The organism is Streptomyces sp. NPDC048612, assembly GCF_043199295.1.
In the GTDB taxonomy this organism is placed as follows: Bacteria; Actinomycetota; Actinomycetes; order Streptomycetales; family Streptomycetaceae; genus Streptomyces.
The window spans coordinates 208,342-231,391 of record NZ_JBICVV010000005.1 but is presented as its reverse complement, the minus strand read 5'-3'; the positions used below and the strand labels follow the sequence as shown (position 1 = coordinate 231,391).

Here is a 23,050-nt window from a genome sequence, read left to right as displayed (position 1 = left end):
GTGGGCACCGGTCCGGTGCCCGGCCGGAGGCCTCCGGGCCCCGCCGGCCGGCAGGCGCCGCGGCCGGGACGCCCCGGAACGACGGCCGCGCGGCCCCTGCGGGCGGCGGCCGTGCACGGGCGGAGCCCGGACCGGTGGAGCGCGAGGCGAAGGGCGTGTGTCGTGGGTGTCGGTTTCACGGAACGGTCGAGATCAGGGACGTCGGTGGCGTCGGTGCCGGCGGCGTCGGCGGTGCCGGAGCGGGTCGTGCTGGCGGCCCGTCCCCAGGCGGCGCTGCGCCTGTACTGCGTGCCGCCCGCCGGGGCCGGCCCGGACTGCTATCTGCGCTGGGCGCCGCTGCTGCCGCCCTGGATCGAACCGTGCTCCGTGGCGCTGCCCGGCCGGGGCACCCGCGCCGACGAACCCTCGCTGACCGACCCCGCGTACCTCAGCGCCCGGCTCGCCGCGGTACTCGACGACTGGACCGATCCCCGTCCGTTCGCCGTCTTCGGACACAGCGCGGGCGCACTGCTGGCCTACGAGGCGACCCGCCATCTGCGGCGCACCCACGGCCGGCTGCCCTCGCTGCTGGCGGTGTCCTCGCTGTCGGCGCCGCACCTCGACGCCTACACCGCGGATCTGCCGCCGCGGCTGACCGCCGGGCTGGAGGGCATCCGGGAACTCGTCGGCCCGATCCCCGACCAACTGCTCGCCGACGCCCGCCTGATGGCCGCGGCCTGCACCCCGCTGCTCGCCGACTGCCTGCTGCTCCTGCACTACCGGCACCGCCCCGAACCGCCCCTCGACGTGCCGCTGGCCCTCTACGGCGGCGAGGGCGACCCCGTCACCGGAGTACCGGACCTCCAGGCATGGAACGACCTGGTCACCACACCGGTCCCGGCGCAGCTCTTCCCCGGCGGCCACACCTACCTGCACACCGAGACGAAAGCCCTGGTCGGCCGGCTCACCGGCACCCTGGACGCCACCCTCAACCGCCCCGTGGCCACGGCATGACGGCCGCCGCGCCGGACCGCGCCCCGGCGGTTCCCGGACGCCGGGCGGCAGCGGCCGCCGTGGTGTGTCTCGGCCTGTTCATGCTCGGCCTGGACCTGACGGTCCTCAACGTCGCGGTGCCCGACCTGCAGAGCGGCCTCGACACCTCCACCGCACAGGTCCAGTGGATCGTCGACGGCTACGCCCTGGTCCTGGGCGGCACCGTGCTGGCCGTGGGCGCCTTCACCGACGCCTGGGGAAGGCGGCGTTCCTTCGTCTGCGGCGTGGCGGTCTGCGCGGGCGCCTCGCTGGGCGGCGCACTGGCCGACCAGCCGTGGCAGGTGATCGCCGCGCGCTGCACCATGGGAGCCGGCGCCGCGCTGCTGATGCCGGCGACCCTGGCGGTCCTTCACCACCTCTTCCCCGAGGCCCGGTTGCGCAGCCGGGCCATCGCCGCATGGGCCGCGGTCGGCGGCATCGGCGGGCTGTGCGGTCCGGTCATCGGCGGCTGGCTGGTGGAGCACTTCTCCTGGCGCGCCGCCTTCTGGATCAACCTGCCCCTGGCCGCCGTCCTCATCACCCTGGCCCTGCTCCTGGTACCCGAGTCCCGTGCCCGCCGGCGCGGCGGCTTCGACGTGCCCGGTGCCGCCCTGTCCGCCGCGGGACTGCTGGTCCTGGTGTGGTCGATCACCGAGAGCCCGCACCGTGGCTGGACCAGCCCGGCCGCGCTCACCGGATTCGCCGCCGCCGCGCTGCTGCTGGCCGCCTTCGTCCGCCGCCAGCTGCGCACGCCCGCGCCCATGCTCCCGCTGTCGCTGCTGCGGGTGCCCGCCATCGGGGTGGCCGCCGCGGCCCTGGCGCTGATGTCCTTCGCCATGTTCGGGGCGCTGTTCGTGCTGACCCTCTACCTTCAGGGCGTGCTGGGCTTCAGCCCCTGGCAGGCCGGGCTGCGGACCCTGCCGCTGCCGGCCGGACTGGCGCTCGGCGCGGTGTGCGCGGTGCCGGTACGGGCACGGCTCGGCGGCCGGGTCCCCGTCGTGGGCGGACTGGCCCTGGTCTCGGTCGGCTTCGCCATCCTGGCGACCACCACACCGGACTCCGACTACCCGCACTGCGCGGCCTTCCAGCTGGTGGCGGGCGTCGGCGCCGGACTGGTGGCGGCCGCGGCCACCGAGTCGGTGATGGGCTCGGTCGCCACCGAACGCGCCGGGCTCGGCTCGGCCATCAACGACGCCACCCGCCAGGTCGGCTCGGCCCTCGGCGTCGCGGTCCAGGGCTCCCTGCTCGCGGCGGTCTTCACCTCCCGGCTCTCCGCCTCCCTCACCGATCTGCACGCCCCCGCGCCGGTGGCCGCCGCGGCCCGGCACAGCATGCTGTCCGTGCCCGCACAGGCGATGCGGCTGCCCGGCCCGCTGCGCAGCAGTGTGCTGGCCGCCGCGCGCCGGGCCTTCACGGACGCCATGACCCTCACCGCCCTCGTCGCCGGAGCCGTCACCCTGCTCACCGCCGCGGCCGCCGCCCGCTGGCTCGGCCGGCCAGACCGCCCCCACGGCGTGCCCGGAGACGGCCCCGCCCGGTTCCGCGGACCGCAGCCGGCGCCCAGGGAAGAGGAGCACCCGGCGCTATAGAGCGATAAGTCACTCGTTCAGAGGTGCCTTCAGGTTCCTGGCCCGGGGACGCGGTCGGCGACAGTAGAGCGCGAGCCCGACCCCTGCGCACCGGCCCCCGGTGCCGGCCGCCCCTCCGCCCGCCTGGAGCCACGATGAACGCCCCGTCCGCACCCGCCTGTCCCACGGTGCCCCGGGCTCCTGCCGCGCGGACCCGCGGCGCCCGTCCGCGACGGTCCCTAGGACGGCGCCCCGCCCCCGGCGGCCGGCACCCCCACCCCAATCGAAGGAGTCACCCGTGCCCACCAGTGCAGAGCTGATCACCAGCACTCTCACCGAAACCTTCGACCTCGACCCGGCCGAGGTCACCCCCGAGCGCACCTTCGAGGAGCTGGGCCTGGACTCCCTCGCGCTCGTCGAGATGGGCCTGATGCTCCAGGAGCGCACCGGGATCTCGCTCGACGACGTGCCGATGCGGACGACCATCGGCGAACTCGCCGCGCTGATGGACCGCAGCGAGGCCGACCAGGCCCTGACCGCCGCGCCGAACAGCGGCAGCTGATGCCCGGTCAGTGCCGCGAGGTCGCCGTCACCGGACTGGGCGTCGTCAGCCCGGCCGGGATCGGCGTACGGGCGACCTGGGACGCGCTGCTCACCGGCCGGTCCACCGCCGCCCGGGACCCGGGGCTCGCCGGACTGCCGGTGGACATCTCCTGCCGGGTCCCCGACTTCGACACCGCCCGCCTCGTCGGCCGGAAAGCCGCCTGGCGGCTGGACCGCTTCGTCGCCATGGCCCTCCTCGCCGCCCGGCACGCCGTCGCCGACGCGGACCTCGACCCCACCGCGTGGGACACCGCACGCGTCGGAGTGGTCATGGGCACCGGCACCGGCAGCATGGAGCGCTATGTCGCCGAGTTCGCCAAGCTCGCGGCCGGCCGCCCGCTGGACATCTCGCCCCTCGCCATCACCCGCAGCGTGCCCAACATGGCGGCCGCCGAGATCGCCCTCGACCTGACGGCCACGGGGCCCAACTTCGCCGTCTCCACCGCCTGCGCCTCCGGCACCAGCGCCCTCGGCATCGCCCGCGACCTGCTGCGCGCCGGGACCTGCGACATCGTGCTGGCCGGCGGCGCGGAATCCGCCCGCCACCCCATCCCCGCGGCCTGCTTCCACCGCATGGGCGCGCTGTCCCAGCGCACCGACGACCCCGCGGGCGCCTGCCGCCCCTTCGACGCCGGACGCGACGGCTTCGTCCTCTCCGAAGGCGCCGCCGTCCTGGTCCTGGAGCGCCCGGAGCACGCCCGTGCCCGCGGAGCGAGCCCGCGTGCCCTGCTGGCCGGTTACGGCGCGAGCTGCGACGCCTACCACTACGCCGCCCCCGACCCCGAGGGCCGGGGCGCCGCGGCCGCCCTCACCGCGGCGCTGGCCGACGCCGGCCTGACGCCCCGGGACATCGACCACGTCAACGCGCACGGCACCGGAACCCGCCTGAACGACCTGGCCGAGGCCCGCGCCCTGCACGCCGTCTTCCCCGAGCCGCCCGCCGTCACCTCCCTCAAGGGCGCGCTCGGCCACGCCATCGGCGCGGCGGGTGCCATCGAGGCGGCCCTCACGGTCATGAGCCTCCAGCAGAACACCATCCCGCCCACCGCCAACCACGAGGACCCCGACCTCGACATCGACCTGGACATCGTGGCCAAGGCCCCGCGCAGCACGCCGCTGTCCGCCGCCGCCAGCACCTCCTTCGGCTTCGGCGGCCAGAACGCCGCCCTCGTCCTCAGGTCCGCCTGACCCGCTGACCAGGGCGCACGGCCCTCCGCTCCACCCCGTCGCACCGCCCCAACGGGCCGACGGCACCACCTCGTTCCTCACCGCCAGGGCGGCCGAAAGGGGCAGCACCGTATGCGAACCGTCAAGGGCCGCACCGACCACGTGGTGGTGGTCGGCGCCGGCCTCTCCGGTCTGTCCGCCACGCTCCATCTGCTCGGCGCGGGACGACGGGTGACGGTCGTCGAGCGGGCGGCGCTGCCCGGCGGCCGAGCCGGCCGGATCGAGAGCGGCGGCTACCACCTCGACACCGGCCCGACCGTGCTGACCATGCCGGACCTCGTCGAGGAGGCGTTCGCGGCGGTCGGCGAACGGCTCACCGACCGGCTGGAGCTGCTGGCCCTGCACCCCGCGTACCGCGCCCGGTTCGCCGACGGCAGCGAACTGGACGTCCACACCGACCCGGAGGCCATGACGGCCGAGGTCGAACGGTTCGCCGGGCCCCGGGCCGCCGACGGCTACCGCCGGCTGCGCCACTGGCTCCGGCAGCTGTACGAGGTCCAGCGCCACCGTTTCATCGACACCAACTTCGACTCCCCGCTGCAGCTGCTGCACCCGGACCTGGTCCGCCTCGCCGCACTCGGCGGATTCGGCCGGCTCGACGACCGGATCGGCCGCTTCCTGCCCGACGCCCGGCTCCGCCGGGTCTTCTCCTTCCAGGCGCTGTACGCCGGGGTGCCGCCCGCCCGCGCGCTGGCCGCCTACGCCGTCATCGCCTACATGGACACCGTCGCCGGGGTGTACTTCCCCCGCGGCGGGATGTACGCGCTGCCCCGGGCCATGGCGGACGCGGCCGCCGACGCCGGTGCCGCCTTCCGCTACGGGCACCCCGTCACCCGCCTGGAACGCACCGGAGACCGGATCACGGCGGTGTGCACCCCGCACGAGCGCATCCCCTGCGACGCGGTGGTCCTCACCCCCGACCTGCCGGTCGTGCACCGGCTGCTCGGGCGGCGGCCCCGCCGCCCGGTCCGGCTCCGCCACGCGCCGTCCGCGGTGATCCTGCACGCCGGCACCGACCGGACCTGGCCGCGCCTGGCGCACCACACCCTCTCCTTCGGTGCCGCCTGGGAGCAGACCTTCGAGGAACTCACCCGCACCGGCCGGCTGATGAGCGACCCCTCGCTGCTGCTCACCCGCCCCACCGCCTCCGACCCCCAACTCGCCCCGCCAGGACGCCACTTGCACTACATCCTGGCGCCCTGCCCCAACACGGAGACCGGCCCCGGCGCCGGGGCCTGGCACGACCTCGCCCCCCGCTACCGCGACAGTCTGCTCGCCGTCCTCGAACGCCGGGGACTCACCGGCATCGACGCCGCCATCGAGGAGTGCCACCTGGTCACCCCGGCCGACTGGACCGCACAGGGGCTCGCCGCCGGCACGCCGTTCTCCGCCGCCCACACCTTCGCGCAGACCGGCCCCTTCCGCCCCCGCAACCTCGTACGCGGCACGGAGAACGCCGTACTGGCGGGCTGCGGCACCACCCCGGGGGTCGGCGTCCCCACCGTCCTGATCTCCGGCAAGCTCGCCGCGGCACGGATCACCGGACCGCGGCCCCCGCGCTCCGCCGCCGGTCGCTCCCGCCCCGCCATGAGAGGCATCCCGGCATGACCGCACGCGAACTGGACGCCGCCGGCGTCACCGACCCCCGCCTCCGCGAGGCCTACGCCCACTGCCGCCGGCTCAACGCCCGGCACGGCAAGACCTACTTCCTCGCCACCCGGCTGCTGCCCGCCGCCCGCCGACCGGCCGTCCACGCCCTCTACGGCTTCGCCCGCTGGGCCGACGACATCGTCGACGACCCCGCCACCGGCCACACCACCGCGGACCGCGCCCGCGCGCTCGACGCCCTCCACCACCGGCTCGACGACGCGCTGCGGGGCGGCGAGAGCCCCGAACCCGTGGTGCGCGCGCTGGCCCACACCGCCGCCGTGTACGGCATCGACCACCGCCACTTCACGGACTTCATGGCGTCGATGCGCAGCGATCTGACGGTGACGGACTACCCGACCTACGCCGCCCTGCGGCGCTACATGCACGGCTCCGCCGCGGTGATGGGCCTGGAGATGCTGCCGGTGCTCGGCACCGTCGTCCCCCAGGAGGAGGCCGCCCCGCACGCCGCGGCCCTCGGCATCGCCTTCCAGCTCACCAACTTCCTGCGCGATGTCGGCGAGGACCTCGACCGGGGACGCGTCTACCTCCCCGCCGACCTGCTCGCGGCGCACGGCGTGGACCGCGCACTGCTCCGCTGGAGCCGGGACACCGGCCTCCCCGACCCGCGGATCACCACGGCCCTGCGGGCGGCCGCCGAACACACCCGCGGCGTCTACCGCGAGGCGGCCCCCGGCCTCGCCATGCTCGACCCGGTCTCCCGCCCGTGCATCCGCACCGCGTTCGTCCTCTACGGCGCCATCCTCGACGCGGTGCGCGACGACGGATACGCCGTGCTGCACCGCCGCGCCGCGGTCTCCCGCCGACGCCGCGCGGCCACCGCCCTCGGCGGGCTGGCCCGGCTCGCCGCCGTCCGCGTCACCGCCCGGCCGCCCGGTGCGCCGCGCGGCCGGATGCCGCACCACGTGCGGGAGGAGACCCCATGACCCAGGAGGCCCGCCGGCCCCCGCGCCTCCCGCTCCGGCTGCGCCGCGGTCCCCAGCCCTGGGAACGCCAGCGCCCCACCTGGCGCGACGCGAAACCCGCGCGCATCGACGCCGCCGTCAAGGCCGCGCTCGCCCGCCCGTCCGGCAACTGGTACGTCCTCGGCGCGGCCCGCGACATCGGCGCCCGGCGTGCCGTCGGCCGCACCGTCGCCGGGGTCGAGGTGGTCACCTGGCGCGACGCCGGCGGACGCCTGCTCGCCGGGCCCGGCGCCTGCCCGCACCTCGGCGCGCCCCTCGCCCAGGGCCCCGTGCACTGCGGCATCCTCCGCTGCCGGTGGCACGGACTCGCCCTGGACGGCGCCCCGTTCGCCGGGTGGGAGCCGTTCCCCGCCCATGACGACGGGCTGCTGGCCTGGGTGCGGCTCGACGCGGTGGGCGGCGAACCCCCGCTGCCGAGTCCCCTGGTCCCCGCCCGGCCGCGGCCGCCGGGCACCGTCGCCGCCGTCTATACGGGCACCGGCGGATGCGAACCCGAGGACGTGGTGGCCAACCGCCTCGACCCCTGGCACGGCGCCTGGTTCCACCCCTACTCGTTCGTCGACCTCACCGTGGTCGACACCCCCGCGGAGCACGGCGGGGAACGGTCCGGCGGCCTCACCGTCGAGGTCTCGTTCAGGGTCGCCGGGCGGGCGGTGGTGCCGGTCACCGCGCTGTTCACGGCCCCCGGGCCCCGTACGGTCGTGATGCGCATCCTGGAGGGCGAGGGGCAGGGCTCCGTGGTGGAGACCCATGCCACGCCGCTGGGCCCCGACGACCGGGGACGCCCGCGCACCGTCGTCGTCGAAGCGGTCGTCGCCACCTCCCGGCGCCCCGGATTCGCCCTGGCGCGCGCGGCCGCGCCCGCCCTGCGTCCCCTGATGCGCGCCGCCGCGCGACGGCTGTGGCGGGACGACCTGGCCTACGCGGAGCGCCGCTGGGAACTGCGCAGCAGCGGACGCCACCCGGGCTGACCCCGGCCGCCTGACGTCCGCCCCGACGGCCCCGGCCCGCGGCGGGCCCGGGTCACTTCCCGGCCCGTCCGGCCAGCCACCGCAGCGCCGCCGACCGCCCCCTGTCCGGCACGGTCCACAGGGTCTGGCCGCGTACGCCCCAGCGCGCCAGCAGTGCGTTCGCCGCGAGGAACCCGGTCGTCGCGGCCCGCTCCATCAGCGCCACCGGCAACGAGGTGCGCACCGTGTCGCCCGCGACCACCACCCGCGGGTCGGGGGTGTGCACGGTGGGCCGGTCGTCGAAACCGCCCACCGGGAACAGCGGACAGTCCGCGCGCCACTCATCGTGCCGGTCGGTGATCCGGACACCGCGGGTCTCCGGGTAGACCGTGTGCAACTGCTCCACCAGGCGCCGCTGTTCGCGCTCCCGGTCGGCTCCGGGGGCGACGGCGTAGGCGTGCAGTTCGAGCACCGAGCCGCCGGTACGGGCCGACCAGCGGGCCGCCTCGCCCTCCCAGCGCTCCAGCACGCTGACGTTGTCCAGCGACCCGAAACCGCTGGTGCCCAGGAACCCGGGCCGGTCGGCGGACACCCGCCGCTCCAGCCACAGCCGCGACACCAGGAAGGGCGGCGCGGTCCGCAGCCGCCCGATCCGCGCCCGCCAGGCCGCGTCCCCCAACTCGGGCGACGCGGCTACGAGTTCGCGCAGCCCGCCCGGGTCCAGCGCCAGCACCACCGCGTCGAACCGGCCGTCCGCGCCTGCCCCGGCGACCCGCACCCCACCGCCCGCCACCGGCGCGACCCCGGTCACCTCCGTGCCCGTGCACAGCCGGACGCCGTGCCCCGCCAGATACCGGCCGAGGGGCTGCCACAGCGCCTGCGGGAACGGCTCGTCGGGCACATCGAACAGCAGCCCCTCACTGGAGCCGAGGAAGTAGATGTGGAACATCAACACCAGCTCCGCGGCCGACAGTTCCCGCGGGTCGGCGAAGAAGCTCCGGGAGAACACCTCGAACGCGAGATGCCGTGCGGCCTCCGGGAACCGGATACCGGAGAGGAAGTCCCAGGCGCTGACCCGGTCCAGCCGCCGGTAGACCTCCGGCACCCGGACGTCCAGCAGCGGCAGCGCGGCGCCGGGACGCATCCGCGCCAGATCCCGCCAGGTGAAGGTGGGACTGAGCGCCACGAAGCCCAGCGCGCTCCAGGGCGGGGTCCTGGGCACCCGGGCGAAGCTGTCCCGCAGGCCCGAACGGTGGTGCAGCGGATAGTCGGGCAGCCGCCGCAGCATCCGCAGCCCCGGATCGGCCCGGCGCAGCAGCCCCCGCAGGTTGTAGTACTGGGGGAAGAACGCGTGGAACCCGCGGCTCATGGTCGCCGGTGAGCCGTCGGCGAGCCGCACGGGCCAGCCCGCCAGCCGGCCGCCGAGGCCCTCGGCCCGCTCGTACAGCGTCACCCGTACCCCGCGCTCGGCCAGCCCGGTCGCGGCGGCGAGCCCCGCGATCCCGCCGCCGATCACCGCGACCGCCGGACCACCGGCGGCCGCCCGCGCCCGCCCCGGCGGCCCCGGCACCGTCCGGGCCCGGCGGTCGCGTCCGCGCCGCGCGGCCCCGCCGCCGTCGTGCCGCGAGGTCACGCCTCCTCCCCGCGGGCACCGGCCGCCGCGGCGACGAAGGTGTGGGTGATGCCGGTCTGCCAGCCGGGCAGCGGCAGCGCCCGCACCTGCCGGAAGCCCGCCCGGCGCAGCCGCCCGGTGAACTCCGCCGCGGTGTCGAACGCGAGGACGCTGCGCCACAGATGGCGGTAGAGCTCGGCGTCCCCCGCGAGCCGCCCGGCCGGCCGCAGGATGCCGCCGCACACCGCCGTCCACACGGCCCGCGGCACCGCCCCGCCGGACAGGGTGTACTCGTGCACGGCCAGCCGTCCGCCCGGCGCCAGCGCCTCCCGCGCCACCGCGAGCACCGCGTCCGGGTCGGTGACATTGTGGAAGAGGTACGCGGCGAAGACGGCGTCGAAGCCGCCGGGCTCACCGGGACGGCCGGTCACCCCGGCGCCGGCCAGCCGCTCCACCGGCGCGTGCACGAAGGACACCCCGCGCGGCCAGCGTTTGCCGGCGGCGCGCGCCAGCATGCCGGCCGAGGCGTCGACGGCGGTGATCTCGGCGTACGGCGCGACCGCGAGCAGCGCCGCCGTCGAGGCGCCGGTGCCGCACCCCAGATCCAGCACCCGCAGCCCCCGGCCCCGCCTGGGCAGCCCCAACCGCCGTGCGGAGCGCCGCAGATGGCCGTGGTAGCCGGGGTTCACCGCCACCAGCCGGTCGTAGGTACGGGACGCGTGGTCGAAGGCGGCGGACAGCTCGCCGTCGTGCAGCAGTGCCATGGATGTCTCTCCTCCGGTCCGGGGGCGCGAGGCGGGCGGGGTCACCGCACCGCGGCGCGGCGTGGCAGCAACGGGAGTTCGGCGACGGTACGGAGCATGGGCAGCACCGGGGTGCGCAGGCCGATGGCGACGTCCTCCCACAGCCGGGAACGGCCGTCGAGGAAGCGCAGCAGCCGCTCCGTCGGCACCGCGCGGAACAGCCCGGTGAAGAACTCGGCGCCGTCCACCCGGCCGCTGTCCAGCGCCCGCAGCAGCACCGCGTCCATCGCCCGGTGCCGGACGGCGTGCGGGGGAGGCGGGACCGGGGGGCGGCCGGCCCGCAGCGCGGCCGCGATCCGCGCCGTCTGCCGCTGGACGGAGGCGAAGGTGTAGCCGGTCGACGGACGGGTGGCGCCCCCGGCGGTCCCGATGCGGAACACCGCGCGGCCCGCCCGGCGCGGAAAGCGGCCGTCGGTCATCGGGATCGCGCCCTGCTCGACCGCCGTGACCCGGAAGGCGCCCAGCCGCAGCACCTGCCCGGTGTAGTGGCGCAGGGCCCGCTCGTAGCCGGCGGTGTCCAGGGGGCGGCGGGAGAACTCCGTGTACTCCACGAGCGCCGCGCAGTCGCTGACCGGCAGGACGTAGCCGAAGGACAGCCCGTGGCCGGGCTGCGGGGTACGGAAGTCCATCAGCTCCGCTGTCGTGGGGTCGAACGCGGGGCGCCGGGTGCGGACGAACCAGCCCCGGAAGTGCTGCTGGAGGGTGGTCCGCGCCGGGGGGAGCCGCCCGGGACGGGAGTCGAAGGCCCAGCGGGCCCGGAAGGCCACCGGCCGCCCCGCCGCGTCGCGCCCCCGCACCTCGGCCCCGCCGGGGACGTCCCGTACGGACTCCACCGTCGCCTCGGCCCGCACCACGCTGTCCTGTCCGGCGAGCCGGGCGTGCACCACGGACGCGAAGTCGCCCGACCGCAGCATCTTGTACCGGAAGGGCTCGGGCCGTCCCGCCGTCGCCTCACCGCCGGGCCCGTGCACCCGCAGCCGTTCCCAGGACGCCGTCAGGGCGTGGTCGAACGCGCCGCCCGGCGCCTCCCAGTAGCACCAGGTCCGCTCCTGGGGGGTGAGCGGCCCGCGCGGTGCGTCCACCAGCACCACCCGCAGCGGCCGGCCCCCGGGTTCGCACAGCCGGTGGGCCAGCGACAGCCCGGCCGCGCCCGCGCCCACGATGACGGCATCCGCGTCCCGCACGCCCAGTCCTCTCGCCGCCTGATTGCCCCCGCGGCGATCTTTGCGCAGTCCCGGCCCGGGAGGCGGCACGTGACGCGCGGAAATCCAGCGGCGCACCCGGGTGCGCCGCCCGGCGGGGCGTCCGCGAGAATCCTCTCCCGACCAATCCAGGTGTCGCACGGCGCCGAATCACTCGTGACCACGTCACAGTCCGGAGGTGTCCATGCCCGTCGCAGCCCGCGGCGACCGATCCCCAGCGCCGCAGACCGGTGCCCTGGAATCCCTGCTCGACCGCGTCTCCCGCGGCGACCAGCACGCGTTCGAGAGTCTCTACACGGCGGTGGCCGGCTCCGTACTGGGCCTGGTGCGCCGGGTGGTACGGGACCCGGCGCAGTCCGAGGAGGTCGCCCAGGAGGTGCTGATCGAGGTGTGGCGGTCCGCGGCCCGCTTCGACGCGCGGCAGGGCAGCGCGATGGCCTGGATCATGACGATGACCCACCGGCGCGCGGTGGACCGGGTGCGCTCGTCCCAGGCGGCGGCCGACCGCGACCACCGGGCCGGGCTGGGCGCCTACACCGCCCCCTTCGACGAGGTGAGCGAGCAGGTCGAGCGGCGCCTGGAGCGCGAGCAGGTGCGCCGCTGCCTGGGCCAGCTCACCGACCTGCAGCGGGAATCGGTGACCCTCGCCTACTACCGCGGCTACACCTACCGTGAGACCGCCGACCTGCTGGGGGCGGCGCTGGGCACGGTCAAGACACGACTGCGGGACGGACTCATCCGGCTCCGCGACTGCCTGGGGGTGTCGGCATGAGCACCATCGATCTGCACACACTGACCGGCGCCTACGCACTGGGCGCGCTGTCCGAGCAGGAGTCCGCCGCCTTCACCCGCCACCTGGCGGAGTGCCCGGCCTGCACCCAGGAGGTGCGGGAGCTGCAGGAGACCGCGGCCCGGCTCGCGCTGGCCGTGGCCGAGGTGCCCCCGGCCGGTCTGCGCACGCGGGTGATGGCCGCGCTGCCCGAGGTCAGGCAGGTGCCGCCGAGGGGCCGCCACGCGACCGTGGTCCCGCTGCGCCGGGGCATGCGGCACCGGCTGCCCTACCTCGCGGCCGCCGCCTGTCTGGTCGTCGCCGCGCTCGCCGGCGGGCTGGCCGTCAACGCCAGGAACGAGGCCGACCAGCAGCGGGACCGCACCGTCCGCGCCGAGCAGCAGACGGCCGCGATCAGCGCGCTGATGGCCGCCCCGGACGCCACCTTCCACACCACCGCGCTCAAGGGCGGCGGCCGCGGCACGGTCGTCGCCTCCCAGCAGAGGGGACAGACCGCGTTCCTCTACCACGGTCTCCCGGCGCTCTCCGGGAAGCGGGTGTACGAGCTCTGGTACAGCCGCAATGGCGCCATGGAGCCCGCCGGACTCGTGCAGACCGGCAGCTCCTCCGGCGCGATGCTGCTGACCGGCGGCCCCCAGGGCGCGGACGGCGTCGGCGTCACGGCGGAACCCCCGGGCGGCTCCAGCCGGCCCACCACCCCGCCGCTGGCCGTCCTGCGCGTCTGACAACCGGCTGAGCCGCACCGGCCGCCCGCCCCCGACGGGCCGGCGGCCGGCTCGGCATGCCCGGGGCCGTAGTCCCCCGCCCGCCGCGTCTTGCGGTTCGGAACATCCCCACCAATCCGCACCGCCCCGGGCACCGAATCCCCCGATGAGTGGGCCGCCTCCCGAACCTGGCGGCCCGCCGCGAGGCGAGGAGGCAGATGACCGTGGAGCGTCGACGGATCGCCGTGGTCGGCGGCGGGGTGGCGGGACTCACCGCCGCCCACGTGCTGGAGCGGGGCGGCTGTGCGGTGTCGCTGTACGAGGCGGAGGACCGTCTCGGCGGCCACGCCCACACCCACGACCGCACCGTGGCGGACGGCCGGGTGATACGGGTCGACACCGGGTTCATCGTCCACAACGAGCGCACCTATCCGCTGCTGCTGCGGCTGTTCCGCGAACTCGGGGTGGCCACCCAGGACTCCGAGATGAGCATGTCCGTCCGGTGCGAGGGCTGCGGCCTGGAGTACGCCGGCGCCCGCGGCCCGGCCGGGCTGTTCGCCCAGCCGCGCAGCGCCCTGCGGGGCCGCTATCTGCGGATGCTCACCGAGATCCGGGCCTTCCACCGCGCCGCGCGCACCACGCTCGCCACCGACCGCGGCGACACCCTCACCCTCGGCCGGTTCCTCACCCGCTGCGGCTTCTCCCCGTACTTCGTCACCCACTTCGTCACGCCCCTGGTCTCCGCGGTCTGGTCCTGCGCCCCCACGACCGCCATGGACTATCCGGCCGTCTACCTGTTCCGCTTCCTGGCGCACCACGGTCTGCTGTCGGTCGGCGGCTCACCCCGCTGGAAGACCGTCACCGGCGGCTCCGTGGAGTACGTCAGCCGGATCGGCAAGCAGCTCACCACCGTCCACACCGGTACGCCGGTCCGCGCCGTGCACCGCGCACCCGACCGGGCCCGGATCGTCGCCGAGGACGGCACCGAGCGCAGCTATGACGCGGTGGTGGTGGCCGTCCACCCCGACCAGGCACTGCGGATGCTCGCCGACCCCACCGACGACGAACGGCGGCTCCTGGGCGCCTTCCGCTACTCGCGCAACACCACCGTGCTCCACAGTGACACCACCCTGCTGCCCCGGGCCCGCGGGGCACGGGCCTCGTGGAACTACCTGATGGCCTCCTGCACCGCCCCGGCGGACGAGGTGCGGGTCAGCTACCACATGAACCGGCTGCAACGGCTGGACACCGCGGAGGACTTCGTCGTCACCCTCAACGCCGCCGACCGCATCGACAGCGACCGGGTCCTGGCGCGGATGGTGTACGAACACCCCCTCTACACACCGGAGTCGGTCGCCGCCCAGCAGCGGCTGCCCCAGCTGAACACCGCGGTCACCGCCTACGCGGGCGCCTACCACGGCTGGGGCTTCCACGAGGACGGCTGCCGCTCCGGCGTCCACGCGGCCGCCGCCCTGGGGGTGCGCTGGTGACCCCCGCACCGGCCGCACCCGCCCCCGTCACCCCCGCCCTCTACGAGTGCCTGGTCTCCCACGCCCGTACGGCGCCGGTCCGGCACTCCCTGCGGCACCGCACCTACCTGTGGCTGATCGACCTCGACCACCCGCCGCGGCTCCCCGCCGTGCTGCGCCCGCTGGCCCGGTTCGACCCGCGGGACCACTTCGGCGGCACCGCGCCGTCCCTCCGGGCCGGACTGGAACGGTTCCTGACGAGCCGGGGCGTACGACTGGACGGCGGGCGGGTGCTGATGCTCGCGCACGCCCGGGTCCTGGGCCATGTTTTCAACCCGCTGACCCTCTACTGGTGCCACGACCGGCACGGCGCGCCCGTCTGCGTCGTCGCCGAGGTGCACAACACCTACGGCGAGCGGCACTGCTATCTGCTGCGCACCGACGCACAGGGTCGCGCCGATGTCGCCAAGGATTTCTACGTCTCGCCGTTCTTCCCCGTGGACGGCGCCTACCGGATGCGGCTGCCCGCACCGGACGGCCGGCTCGATCTGACGGTGCAACTGCGCCGCGGCGCCGCCCGGCCGTTCACCGCCACCGTGTGCGGCACCCGGCGGCCCGCGACCGCCGGCCGGCTGCTGGCCGCCGCGCTGCGCCACCCCTGGTCCACGGCCGCCGTCTCCGCCGGTATCCGCCGGCACGGCATCGCCCTGTTCCTGCGCGGGCTGCCCGTCAGGCCCCGTCCCCACCACCGTCTCCAGGAAGGCATGAAGTGAAGACCTCCGTCCCGGACCGCACCGCACCCGCTGTCGCCCCCGCGCCGGCCCGTCCCCGGGTGGACGCGGCCAGGTGGCCCGATGTGGCGCGCGGTCCGCGCGGCTCGGCGGCGCGCACCGCGGTGACCCGGCTGCTCGTCCAACGGGCGTTCGCCGCCCTGCCGTTGCGCATCGCTCTCGGCGACGCACCCGTCACCGGCGCCGAGGGGCCCCTGGTGCGGGTGCACGACCCGGAGGCGTTCTTCCGGCGGATCGGTGCCGACGGGCTGATCGGCTTCGGCGAGTCCTACATGGCGGGGGAGTGGGAGGCGGACGACCTGGTCGGCGCGCTGACCGTCCTCGCCTCGCACCTCACCTCGCTGGTACCCGGGCCGCTGCAACGGCTCCGGGGCGCCTGGGCGCGCCGCCGGCCGAGCGGTCAGCGCAACACCCTGGAGGGCGCCCGGCAGAACATCCACCGGCACTACGACCTGTCGAACGACCTGTTCGCGCTCTTCCTGGACCCGACGATGACGTACTCCTCGGCGGTGTTCCGGAAGCGGCCCGCCGGCTGGGACGACCTGGCCGCCGCCCAGCACCGCAAGATCGACCGGCTGCTGGACCTGGCGGGCGTCGGCGACGGCACCCGGCTGCTGGAGATCGGCACCGGCTGGGGAGAACTGGCCCTGCGCGCCGCCGCCCGCGGTGCCCGGGTCGTCTCGGTGACCCTGTCCCAGGAGCAGCGCGACCTCGCCCGGTCACGTCTCGCGCAGGCCGGACTCGCGGACCGGGTCTCGGTCGAGCTGTGCGACTACCGGCAGGTGACCGGCCGTTACGACGCCGTGGTGAGCGTGGAGATGATCGAGGCCGTCGGCGAGGACTACTGGCCCGTCTACTTCGACACCCTCGCCCGCCTGCTGCTGCCGGGCGGCCGGATCGCGCTCCAGGCGATCACCATGCCGCACGCGCGGATGCGCGCCACCCGCACGACCTACACCTGGATTCACAAGTACGTCTTCCCCGGCGGCCTCATCCCCTCCGCCGAGGCCATCGGGCAATGTGCGGCAGCCGCCGGCCTGCGCGTCCGGGAGAACGACGGCTACGGCGGCCACTACGCCGAAACCCTGCGACTGTGGCGCGAACGCTTCACCCAACGGACCGCCGAGGTCGGCGCGTTGGGCTTCGACGCGGTGTTCCGCCGGATGTGGGAGTTCTATCTGGCCTACTCCGAGGCCGGATTCCGCGCCGGCTACCTGGACGTCCGCCAGCTGCTCCTCACCGGCGCCACCACGACGGCGCGGGACGGAGGCCTCCGGTGACGCGGGTCGCGGACCGTCTCGCCGCCCTGCTCGCCGCCCGTTTCGCTGGTGGCCCGCCGGTGCGGCTGCGGGCCTGGGACGGCAGCGAGGCCGGGCCGCCGGACGCGCCGGTGGTGATCGTGCGCTCCCGGCGGGCACTGCGCCGCCTGTTGTGGCAGCCCGGTGAACTCGGGCTGGCGCAGGCCTACATCGCGGGCGACCTCGACCTCGACGGCGATCTGGCCGCCGGGCTGAGCGGCGTGTGGCGGGCGCTGCGCGAGGAAGGCCCGGCCGCCGGCCCACCCGGGCCGCGACAGCTGGCGGAGCTGGCGCTCACCGCGGTGCGGCTCGGTGCGCTGGGCCCCCGCCCGCCCGCACCCGGCGCCCCACGGGCCCGGCTGCGCGGCACCCTCCACAGCAACGCCCGCGACCGGGCCGCCGTCAGCCACCACTACGACCTGTCCAACGACTGGTACGCGCTGCTGCTGGACCCGTCCATGGCCTACTCCTGCGGCTACTGGACCCGCCCCGACGACCCGTCCTACGGGCTCGCCGACGCCCAGCGGGACAAGCTGGCACTGATCTGCCGCAAGCTGGGCCTGCGCCCCGGCGCCCGCCTCCTGGACATCGGCTGCGGCTGGGGAAGCCTGTCGCTGTACGCGGCACGGGAGTTCGGGGCCCGGGTCACCGCGGTCACACTCTCCCGTGAGCAGCACGCCTTCGTCGCCGACCGGATCGAGGAGGAGGGCCTGGGCGATCTGGTCGAGGTCGAACTCCGGCACTACCGGGGCATCCGGGGCGGCGGCTACGACGCGGTGTGCGCGATCGAGATGGGCGAGCACGTGGGCGACGCCGAGTACCCGGCGTTCGCCGCCCGGCTGCACGCGCTGCTGCGCCCCAAGGGGCGCGCGCTGGTCCAGCAGATGTCACGGGGCGCCACCGCGCCCGGCGGCGGTGCGTTCATCGAGGCCTACATCGCGCCCGACATGCACATGCGCCCACTGGGCGAGACGGTCGGCCTGCTGGAGGCCGGCGGGCTGGAGGTACGGTCCGTCGAAGCGCTGCGGGAGCACTACGCCCGGACCATCGCCGCCTGGTACCGCACCCTGGAGGACCGCTGGGAGGAGTGCGTGGCGCTCGCGGGCGAACCGACCGCCCGGGTGTGGCGGCTGTATCTGGCCGGCAGCGGACTGGCGTTCACCGAGCGCCGGATGGGCGTCGACCAGATCCTCGCGGTACGCCCCACACCGGAGGGGGAGTCGGCGATGCCTCCGACGCCGGACGGCTGGACCGCCGGGGGAGCACGGCGGTGACCGGATTCCCCTGGGCGGCGTTCGCCGCCAACCTCGCGGTGGCGGCCGGTGCGGCGTTCACCGTCCTGCTCCTCACCTTCGTGGTGGCCAGGGCCAGGGGTGTGCACCGGCTGGTGGACATCGCCTGGGGAGCCGCGTTCGCCGCGGTGGCCCTGGCCGGCTACGGGATGTCCGCCGGCCACGGGGACGACGGCCGGCGGCTCCTGGTCACCGTGGCGACGGTCCTGTGGGGACTGCGGCTGTCCGTCCATATCGCCTGGCGGGGCCGCGGGCACGGTGAGGACCCCCGCTATGACCGGATGCTCGCCAAGGCGCCCGGCAGCCGCGACGCCTACGCCCTGCGCAAGGTCTACCTGCTGCAGGGCGCCCTGGTGTGGCTGGTCTCCCTGCCGGTGCAGGTGGCGCAGTACGTGCCGGTGCCGCTGGGCGCGAGTGCCGTCGCCGGCGGCCTGCTGTGGGCGGCCGGCCTCACCTTCGAGAGCGTCGGGGACTTCCAGCTCGCCCGCTTCAAGGCCGATCCCTCGCACCACGGCCGGATCATGGACCGCGGACTGTGGGGCTGGACCCGTCACCCCAACTACTTCGGCGACTTCCTCGTCTGGTGGGGACTGTTCCTGCTGGCCTGCGGCACCGTGCAGAGCGCCGCCCTTGCCGTGGTCTCCCCGCTGGTGATGTCCTTGCTGCTGACGTACGGCAGTGGCAAGCGGCTGCTGGAGAACCATCTCGCCGACCGCCCCGGCTACGCCGCGTACCGTGCCCGCACCAGCGGTTTCGTGCCGCTGCCACCCCGTCGACACCCCCGCCCGGAGGACCCACGCGCATGACGACAGGCACGGCCCGGCCCACCGGCCCCGGCAGTGACGGACCGGGCATGCCGCACCGCCCGCTGGTGGTCCACCGCGGTCCGGACACCCCGCGTGCGGCGGTGCTCCTGCTGCACGGCGGGCGCGCCGACGGCCTCGGCCCGCCGCCGCGGCTCAACCTCCCCGCACTGCGGATGCGGCCATTCGGCTCCGCGGTGTCCCGGGCCCTGCGCGGGCGGGAGGTGCTGCTCGCCTCCGTGCGCTACCGCTGCCGGGGCTGGAACGGGCCGCGGGCGGATGCCGCCCGGGACGCCCGCGCGGCACTCGACGAGCTGGCCGCGCGCGCCCCGGACACACCGGTGGTGCTCGTCGGCCACTCCATGGGCGGCCGGGCGGCCCTGCTCACCGGCGGCCATCCGGCGGTCCGCGGCATCGTCGCGCTCGCCCCGTGGTGCCCGCCCGGTGAACCCGTCGCCCATCTGCGGGACCGGACGCTGGTGCTGCTGCACGACGCGGAGGACCGGGTCACCGACGCCGAGGGCTCCTGGCTCCTCGCCGACCGCGCCCGGCGGGCCGGGGCGCGGGCCCACACCATTGCCATGCCACGCGGTGGCCACACCATGCTGCGTGGCGCACATCACTGGCACCGGCTGACCGTGGACCTGGTCGCCGCCCTCCTGGACGGCGGGCCGCTGCCCGGATCGGCCGCCGGGATGAGCCCGGAGTAACCGCCCGCACGACACACCGTTCCCATGACGTGCAGTCAGCCCCGCCCATTCGGGCGGGGCATGGGGCGTTTCCGGGTCCGGTTGCCTACGCGGTGGCACATCACGGAGACAGTGCGTACGCGCTCGCCGCTTTTCAGTCAAGTGGAACGCTGGAAACGAGCAAAAGAGGCAACTAACTGACCAGATTGTCGCGTCTTCCGTGCAGAGTCATAAGGAGGGGCTTTCCACCTCTGCCCCGCGCCCAGGGCTCGGAAACCGGTCTTCGAAGGAGATGTAATGCGACCGTTTGCGTTGAGCTACGCCCGTCCGGCGGCGAAGTCATCGACCAGCACGCCGTACAGCTACGACGCCACGCGGCAACTCAACGTCCTGCCGGACGGACGCCCGGCCACCTGCAGCCGGGCGGTACTGCTGGCCACCGGCACCACCGCCTCCACCGCCGGTTCCAAGACCCACTTCGACGACTGAGCACCGATGACCGTTCTGGTCCTGACCTGTGAAGAAGATTTGACCGCGGACATGGTGGTGTCGACGCTGCTGGACCGCGGGGTCCCGCTCGTCCGCCTCGACCCCGCCGACCTGCCCGGGAGGGTCTCCCTCTCGGCGGAGTATGCGGAGAACGACTTCCACGGATACCTGAAATCCGGGGAACGCATGGTGAGCCTGGACAGCCTGCGCTCCGTATGGGTGCGCCGTCCCGGTGTCCCCGGTGCCCGCACCGCGGAGCAGTCCGCCTGGATCGCGGCCGAAGCCGAGCAGGCGCTGTACGGCATGCTGACCAGCACTCAGGCGCGCTGGATGAACCATCCCGTCGCCGCCGCGCAGGCGCGCTACAAGCCCTGGCAGCTGCGGCTCGCCCACCGGAGCGGCTTCCGGGTGCCCGCCACGCTGCTCACCACCTTCCCGAAGATGGCCCGGCAGTTCGCCGCCACCCACCAGGACCTGGTGGTGAAGTCGGTGAGCGGAAAGCACCCCGGCGATCCGCCGATGGTGCTGCCCACCACGCGCATCAGCCCGGACACCGACTTCTCCGGAGTGGCGGCCGGGCCGACCCTGCTTCAGCAGCACATCCCCAAGGAGGCCGATATCCGGCTGACCTGCGTCGGCGAGCAGCTCTTCGCCGCCCGCAAGAAAGCCGACCCGGAAGAGGTCGACAGCCGCTTCACCCACCACGGCGCCTGGGAACCCGCCGACGTACCCGACGCCGTCCTCCGGGCCGTGAATGCCTATATGAGTACCGCTCAACTTGCCTACGGGGCTTTTGATTTCGCCGAGGACCCGGACGGCTGCTGGTGGTTCCTGGAATGCAACCAGGGCGGCCAGTTCGGCTTCGTCCAGCTGGAGACCGACCAGCCCATCACCCAGGCCATCGCCGCCTGGCTCGCCGTGGAACCCTGATCCCGGGGCGGCGGCGTGGACCGGGAAACCCCCGCGACCCTGCCGCCCTCCGGCTACTTGCTCAGCACGTTCGCGACCACGATCAGCAGACCGATCAGCACATCCACACAACCGACCCGAAAGGACGCCCCCCAGCGCCGCTCCGCCACCCGGGCCGCCCACACCCCCCAGCCGAACAGCGCCACCAGATTGAGGCCGAGCGCGAACTCGATCGCGCTCTCCTCGCCCCACCACTCCAGGTGCGCGCCGAACAGCGCGGCCATGGTGGGCACCATCGCCGCCACCAGCGGCCACTCCGACAGCATCGAACGCACCGCGCTCGCGGTGACCTGTGTGTCATCGCTCGTCCGGTGCGCGATGGAGTGCGCGTAGCCGTGTGCCGCGGCTGACGCCACGGCCGTCAGCGCCACCCACAGCGCGTCGTAGCCGGGGTCCGGCGGCCTGCCCTCATGGCCCAGCGCCGCCGCCAGAGCGCTGGCGAGCACCGAACCGTACACCCCGCCGAACAGGAGCCGCTGCAACGGCTCCCGCCGTCCGGGCGACGGCTGCACGGGTACGCTGCGGCTTTCTGACAAGGCGCCACCTCACAGGACCGACGGGGCTTCCCGCCACGGGATGAACACCCGAGATGTAGCAGCCCCCGCCGCCGATCCGTCCGAAGCTGCGCCGACGGCCCCGGCGAAATACCTCCGCCCGGCGCGCCCGCACCACGCACCTGATGCACCATGCGCCTCGCGCCGCGCCGCGCCGTACGCACAGTGATCAGGCGTGCAGGGTCAGCGGCGGGTGTGTCCCGTTCAGGTAGTGGTCGCCGATGTCGCGGAGCCGGTGGGTGGGGGAGGCCTGCGCCGTCAGCACCCGTGCGTTGCGCCAGAACCTGTCGAAGCCCAAAGGGTCGGCGACGGGGCCGGCGCCCTGGGTCAGCTCCAGGACGCGGGTGGTGAGGCGCACCGCCGAGCGGCTGGTGACGGCCTCGGCGGCGGCGACCAGCACCGCGATGTCGGCACGCTGGTCGACCCCGAGCCCCGGCCCCGCGACGAGCCCCCGCGCCAGGGCCTCCGACGCCGACTCCACCACGGCCGCCGCGGTGTGCGCCTCGGTCGCCAACTCCCCGTACGCGAGCAGCAGATAGGGGTCAGCGCCCGGACGGTCCGGGTACCCGCCCTCGTCCCGCCCGGTGCCCGCCCGGCCGCGCGGTGCGGCCCGGGTGATGTCCCGCGCCTCGGCCAGCGCCCCTTCGGCGACTCCCAGACCGACGTGCACGAGGGCGAGCCGGAGCGCCAGCGGCGCGAGCGTGGCGAACGGGGCGAACGCGTGCTCGTCGTGCGGGACGGCGCCGAGCACCTGGTCGGCGGGGACCGGGACGCCGTCGAATCTGATGCGGCCGGCCGCGGCGAGCCGCTGGCCGAGACGGTCGTTCTCGGGTTCGGCCGCCACGCCCGGGTGAGCCGGGTCGACCCATACGACGAGGGACTCACCGGTGTCGGCGCAGACCGCGCCGAGCACCAGCCGGTCGGCGACGGTCACGCCCGCGGCGAAGGACTGGCACCCGCTGAGGAGGTAGCCGTCTTTGTCCGGGGTGAGGGAGAGGGCCGGCCCGGTGGCCGGCTCCGCGTCCGGGAGGTCGATGCCGCCGCCCCAGAGCCACTGCTCCGCGCTCGCCCGGAGTTCGAGCCCGTCGGCCCGTTCCGGAGTGCTGAAGAACCGTGCGCTCCACGCCAGCACATAGTGCCGCGCCAGCAGTTCGCCGATGGAACCGTCCGCCGCCGCGATCTCCCGGACGACCGCGCAGGCGGTGCGCCAGTCGGTGCCCCGCCGGGCGGGGCCGGGCGGTGTCAGCAGAGCGGGCAGCCCCGCCTCGCGCAGTCGGGCCAGTTCGTCGAACGGGGGCTTGCCGGCCCGGTCCCGGTCGAGGGCGTCGACCGCGAGGTCATCGGCGACCTCCCGGGTGACGCGCAGCCAGATCTCCTCGTCCGTACAGGACTTGACCTGCGGGGAAGAGGGGCGCGCCGAGGGCTTCTCCGGCACCGCGGCCGGCTCCCTCCCGTCGGCCGCGTCGGACGCGGGCGGGCAGACCGGACCAACGGCCGACGGGACGGAACGCATCGGAGCGCGCACGCCCACCTCCTGGCTTCCCTAGTTTTCCCACTGGATTGATAGGGAAAAGGATGCTGCCGGGGCCGCGG

Annotated in this window: 22 protein-coding genes; 17 read left to right on the top strand and 5 right to left on the bottom strand. The window is 75.2% G+C overall.

Annotation, left to right across the window (positions count from 1 at the left end):
- Window positions 1–204: 204 nt before the first annotated feature.
- The 7 genes from ACGFN2_RS11215 (at window position 205) to ACGFN2_RS11185 (ending at window position 8,013) form a co-directional block, all read left to right on the top strand.
- Complete coding sequence (locus tag ACGFN2_RS11215; RefSeq protein WP_393359307.1) at window positions 205–993, top strand: thioesterase II family protein; 789 nt, start codon at window positions 205–207, stop codon at window positions 991–993.
- On the top strand, window positions 990–2,600 hold the full coding sequence (locus tag ACGFN2_RS11210) for an MFS transporter (protein ID WP_362607098.1): 1,611 nt from the start codon (window positions 990–992) through the stop codon (window positions 2,598–2,600). The genes ACGFN2_RS11215 and ACGFN2_RS11210 overlap by 4 nt, the downstream gene beginning before the upstream one ends.
- Window positions 2,601–2,877: 277 nt before the next feature.
- The gene (locus ACGFN2_RS11205; RefSeq protein WP_362607099.1) at window positions 2,878–3,141 is read left to right on the top strand and encodes an acyl carrier protein; all 264 of its coding nucleotides are present in this window, start codon (window positions 2,878–2,880) and stop codon (window positions 3,139–3,141) included.
- Window positions 3,141–4,370 carry a beta-ketoacyl-[acyl-carrier-protein] synthase family protein gene (locus ACGFN2_RS11200; protein ID WP_362607101.1) on the top strand — a complete coding sequence of 410 codons (1,230 nt, stop codon included), beginning with the start codon at window positions 3,141–3,143 and terminating at the stop codon, window positions 4,368–4,370. The genes ACGFN2_RS11205 and ACGFN2_RS11200 overlap by 1 nt, the downstream gene beginning before the upstream one ends.
- Before the next feature lie 111 nt (window positions 4,371–4,481).
- Window positions 4,482–6,017 carry a phytoene desaturase family protein gene (crtI, locus tag ACGFN2_RS11195; protein ID WP_393359304.1) on the top strand — a complete coding sequence of 512 codons (1,536 nt, stop codon included), beginning with the start codon at window positions 4,482–4,484 and terminating at the stop codon, window positions 6,015–6,017.
- Window positions 6,014–7,003 (top strand): phytoene/squalene synthase family protein, encoded by a 990-nt coding sequence (locus ACGFN2_RS11190; protein WP_393359302.1) that lies wholly within the window; start codon window positions 6,014–6,016, stop codon window positions 7,001–7,003. Before crtI ends, ACGFN2_RS11190 begins: the two co-directional genes overlap by 4 nt.
- Window positions 7,000–8,013, top strand: coding sequence for a DUF5914 domain-containing protein (locus tag ACGFN2_RS11185; protein WP_393359300.1), 1,014 nt, complete (start codon window positions 7,000–7,002; stop codon window positions 8,011–8,013). The genes ACGFN2_RS11190 and ACGFN2_RS11185 overlap by 4 nt, the downstream gene beginning before the upstream one ends.
- A 52-nt stretch (window positions 8,014–8,065) precedes the next feature.
- On the opposite strand, the gene ACGFN2_RS11180 is transcribed toward ACGFN2_RS11185, so the two are convergent.
- The 3 genes from ACGFN2_RS11180 to ACGFN2_RS11170 are packed head-to-tail and all read right to left on the bottom strand — an operon-like array spanning window position 8,066 to window position 11,591.
- Complete coding sequence (locus tag ACGFN2_RS11180) at window positions 8,066–9,625, bottom strand: FAD-dependent oxidoreductase (protein ID WP_393359298.1); 1,560 nt, start codon at window positions 9,623–9,625, stop codon at window positions 8,066–8,068.
- Window positions 9,622–10,368 (bottom strand): class I SAM-dependent methyltransferase, encoded by a 747-nt coding sequence (locus ACGFN2_RS11175; protein ID WP_393359296.1) that lies wholly within the window; start codon window positions 10,366–10,368, stop codon window positions 9,622–9,624. Before ACGFN2_RS11175 ends, ACGFN2_RS11180 begins: the two co-directional genes overlap by 4 nt.
- Before the next feature lie 41 nt (window positions 10,369–10,409).
- On the bottom strand, window positions 10,410–11,591 hold the full coding sequence (locus tag ACGFN2_RS11170) for a lycopene cyclase family protein (RefSeq protein WP_362607111.1): 1,182 nt from the start codon (window positions 11,589–11,591) through the stop codon (window positions 10,410–10,412).
- Window positions 11,592–11,793: 202 nt separating this feature from the next.
- Between ACGFN2_RS11170 and ACGFN2_RS11165 the strand changes: the two genes are divergently transcribed.
- The 10 genes from ACGFN2_RS11165 (at window position 11,794) to tgmB (ending at window position 20,864) form a co-directional block, all read left to right on the top strand.
- On the top strand, window positions 11,794–12,381 hold the full coding sequence (locus tag ACGFN2_RS11165; RefSeq protein WP_362607113.1) for a sigma-70 family RNA polymerase sigma factor: 588 nt from the start codon (window positions 11,794–11,796) through the stop codon (window positions 12,379–12,381).
- Window positions 12,378–13,124 (top strand): anti-sigma factor domain-containing protein, encoded by a 747-nt coding sequence (locus ACGFN2_RS11160; protein ID WP_393359293.1) that lies wholly within the window; start codon window positions 12,378–12,380, stop codon window positions 13,122–13,124. The genes ACGFN2_RS11165 and ACGFN2_RS11160 overlap by 4 nt, the downstream gene beginning before the upstream one ends.
- A 197-nt stretch (window positions 13,125–13,321) precedes the next feature.
- Window positions 13,322–14,593 (top strand): FAD-dependent oxidoreductase, encoded by a 1,272-nt coding sequence (locus ACGFN2_RS11155; RefSeq protein ID WP_362607115.1) that lies wholly within the window; start codon window positions 13,322–13,324, stop codon window positions 14,591–14,593.
- Window positions 14,590–15,345: a DUF1365 domain-containing protein gene (locus tag ACGFN2_RS11150; RefSeq protein WP_393359291.1), complete on the top strand. Its 756-nt coding sequence runs from the start codon at window positions 14,590–14,592 to the stop codon at window positions 15,343–15,345. Before ACGFN2_RS11155 ends, ACGFN2_RS11150 begins: the two co-directional genes overlap by 4 nt.
- Window positions 15,342–16,643, top strand: a complete 1,302-nt coding sequence (locus ACGFN2_RS11145) for a class I SAM-dependent methyltransferase (RefSeq protein WP_393359289.1) — start codon at window positions 15,342–15,344, stop codon at window positions 16,641–16,643. Before ACGFN2_RS11150 ends, ACGFN2_RS11145 begins: the two co-directional genes overlap by 4 nt.
- Window positions 16,640–17,935: a class I SAM-dependent methyltransferase gene (locus ACGFN2_RS11140; protein ID WP_393359287.1), complete on the top strand. Its 1,296-nt coding sequence runs from the start codon at window positions 16,640–16,642 to the stop codon at window positions 17,933–17,935. The genes ACGFN2_RS11145 and ACGFN2_RS11140 overlap by 4 nt, the downstream gene beginning before the upstream one ends.
- Window positions 17,932–18,759 (top strand): DUF1295 domain-containing protein, encoded by an 828-nt coding sequence (locus tag ACGFN2_RS11135; protein WP_393359285.1) that lies wholly within the window; start codon window positions 17,932–17,934, stop codon window positions 18,757–18,759. Before ACGFN2_RS11140 ends, ACGFN2_RS11135 begins: the two co-directional genes overlap by 4 nt.
- Window positions 18,756–19,466 (top strand): alpha/beta fold hydrolase, encoded by a 711-nt coding sequence (locus ACGFN2_RS11130; RefSeq protein ID WP_393359283.1) that lies wholly within the window; start codon window positions 18,756–18,758, stop codon window positions 19,464–19,466. The genes ACGFN2_RS11135 and ACGFN2_RS11130 overlap by 4 nt, the downstream gene beginning before the upstream one ends.
- Window positions 19,467–19,742: 276 nt before the next feature.
- The gene (tgmA, locus tag ACGFN2_RS11125; protein ID WP_026169961.1) at window positions 19,743–19,934 is read left to right on the top strand and encodes a putative ATP-grasp-modified RiPP; all 192 of its coding nucleotides are present in this window, start codon (window positions 19,743–19,745) and stop codon (window positions 19,932–19,934) included.
- 6 nt (window positions 19,935–19,940) lie between these two features.
- On the top strand, window positions 19,941–20,864 hold the full coding sequence (gene tgmB, locus ACGFN2_RS11120; protein WP_393359280.1) for an ATP-grasp ribosomal peptide maturase: 924 nt from the start codon (window positions 19,941–19,943) through the stop codon (window positions 20,862–20,864).
- Between the two features lie 53 nt (window positions 20,865–20,917).
- Here tgmB and ACGFN2_RS11115 read toward each other — a convergent pair whose 3' ends face one another.
- Together ACGFN2_RS11115 and ACGFN2_RS11110 are read right to left on the bottom strand one after the other, a co-directional pair.
- Window positions 20,918–21,385, bottom strand: coding sequence for a hypothetical protein (locus ACGFN2_RS11115; RefSeq protein ID WP_393359460.1), 468 nt, complete (start codon window positions 21,383–21,385; stop codon window positions 20,918–20,920).
- Between the two features lie 241 nt (window positions 21,386–21,626).
- Window positions 21,627–22,982 carry an acyl-CoA dehydrogenase gene (locus ACGFN2_RS11110; protein ID WP_393359278.1) on the bottom strand — a complete coding sequence of 452 codons (1,356 nt, stop codon included), beginning with the start codon at window positions 22,980–22,982 and terminating at the stop codon, window positions 21,627–21,629.
- Window positions 22,983–23,050: the final 68 nt, after the last annotated feature.

Coding starts and splice junctions, on each gene's coding strand:
- ACGFN2_RS11210 (WP_362607098.1), top strand. CDS start 990: ATGACGGCCGCCGCGCCGGACCGCGCCCCGGCGGTTCCCGGACGCCGG.
- ACGFN2_RS11200 (WP_362607101.1), top strand. CDS start 3,141: ATGCCCGGTCAGTGCCGCGAGGTCGCCGTCACCGGACTGGGCGTCGTC.
- crtI (WP_393359304.1), top strand. CDS start 4,482: ATGCGAACCGTCAAGGGCCGCACCGACCACGTGGTGGTGGTCGGCGCC.
- ACGFN2_RS11190 (WP_393359302.1), top strand. CDS start 6,014: ATGACCGCACGCGAACTGGACGCCGCCGGCGTCACCGACCCCCGCCTC.
- ACGFN2_RS11185 (WP_393359300.1), top strand. CDS start 7,000: ATGACCCAGGAGGCCCGCCGGCCCCCGCGCCTCCCGCTCCGGCTGCGC.
- ACGFN2_RS11175 (WP_393359296.1), bottom strand. CDS start 10,368: ATGGCACTGCTGCACGACGGCGAGCTGTCCGCCGCCTTCGACCACGCG.
- ACGFN2_RS11165 (WP_362607113.1), top strand. CDS start 11,794: ATGCCCGTCGCAGCCCGCGGCGACCGATCCCCAGCGCCGCAGACCGGT.
- ACGFN2_RS11160 (WP_393359293.1), top strand. CDS start 12,378: ATGAGCACCATCGATCTGCACACACTGACCGGCGCCTACGCACTGGGC.
- ACGFN2_RS11155 (WP_362607115.1), top strand. CDS start 13,322: ATGACCGTGGAGCGTCGACGGATCGCCGTGGTCGGCGGCGGGGTGGCG.
- ACGFN2_RS11130 (WP_393359283.1), top strand. CDS start 18,756: ATGACGACAGGCACGGCCCGGCCCACCGGCCCCGGCAGTGACGGACCG.
- tgmA (WP_026169961.1), top strand. CDS start 19,743: ATGCGACCGTTTGCGTTGAGCTACGCCCGTCCGGCGGCGAAGTCATCG.
- tgmB (WP_393359280.1), top strand. CDS start 19,941: ATGACCGTTCTGGTCCTGACCTGTGAAGAAGATTTGACCGCGGACATG.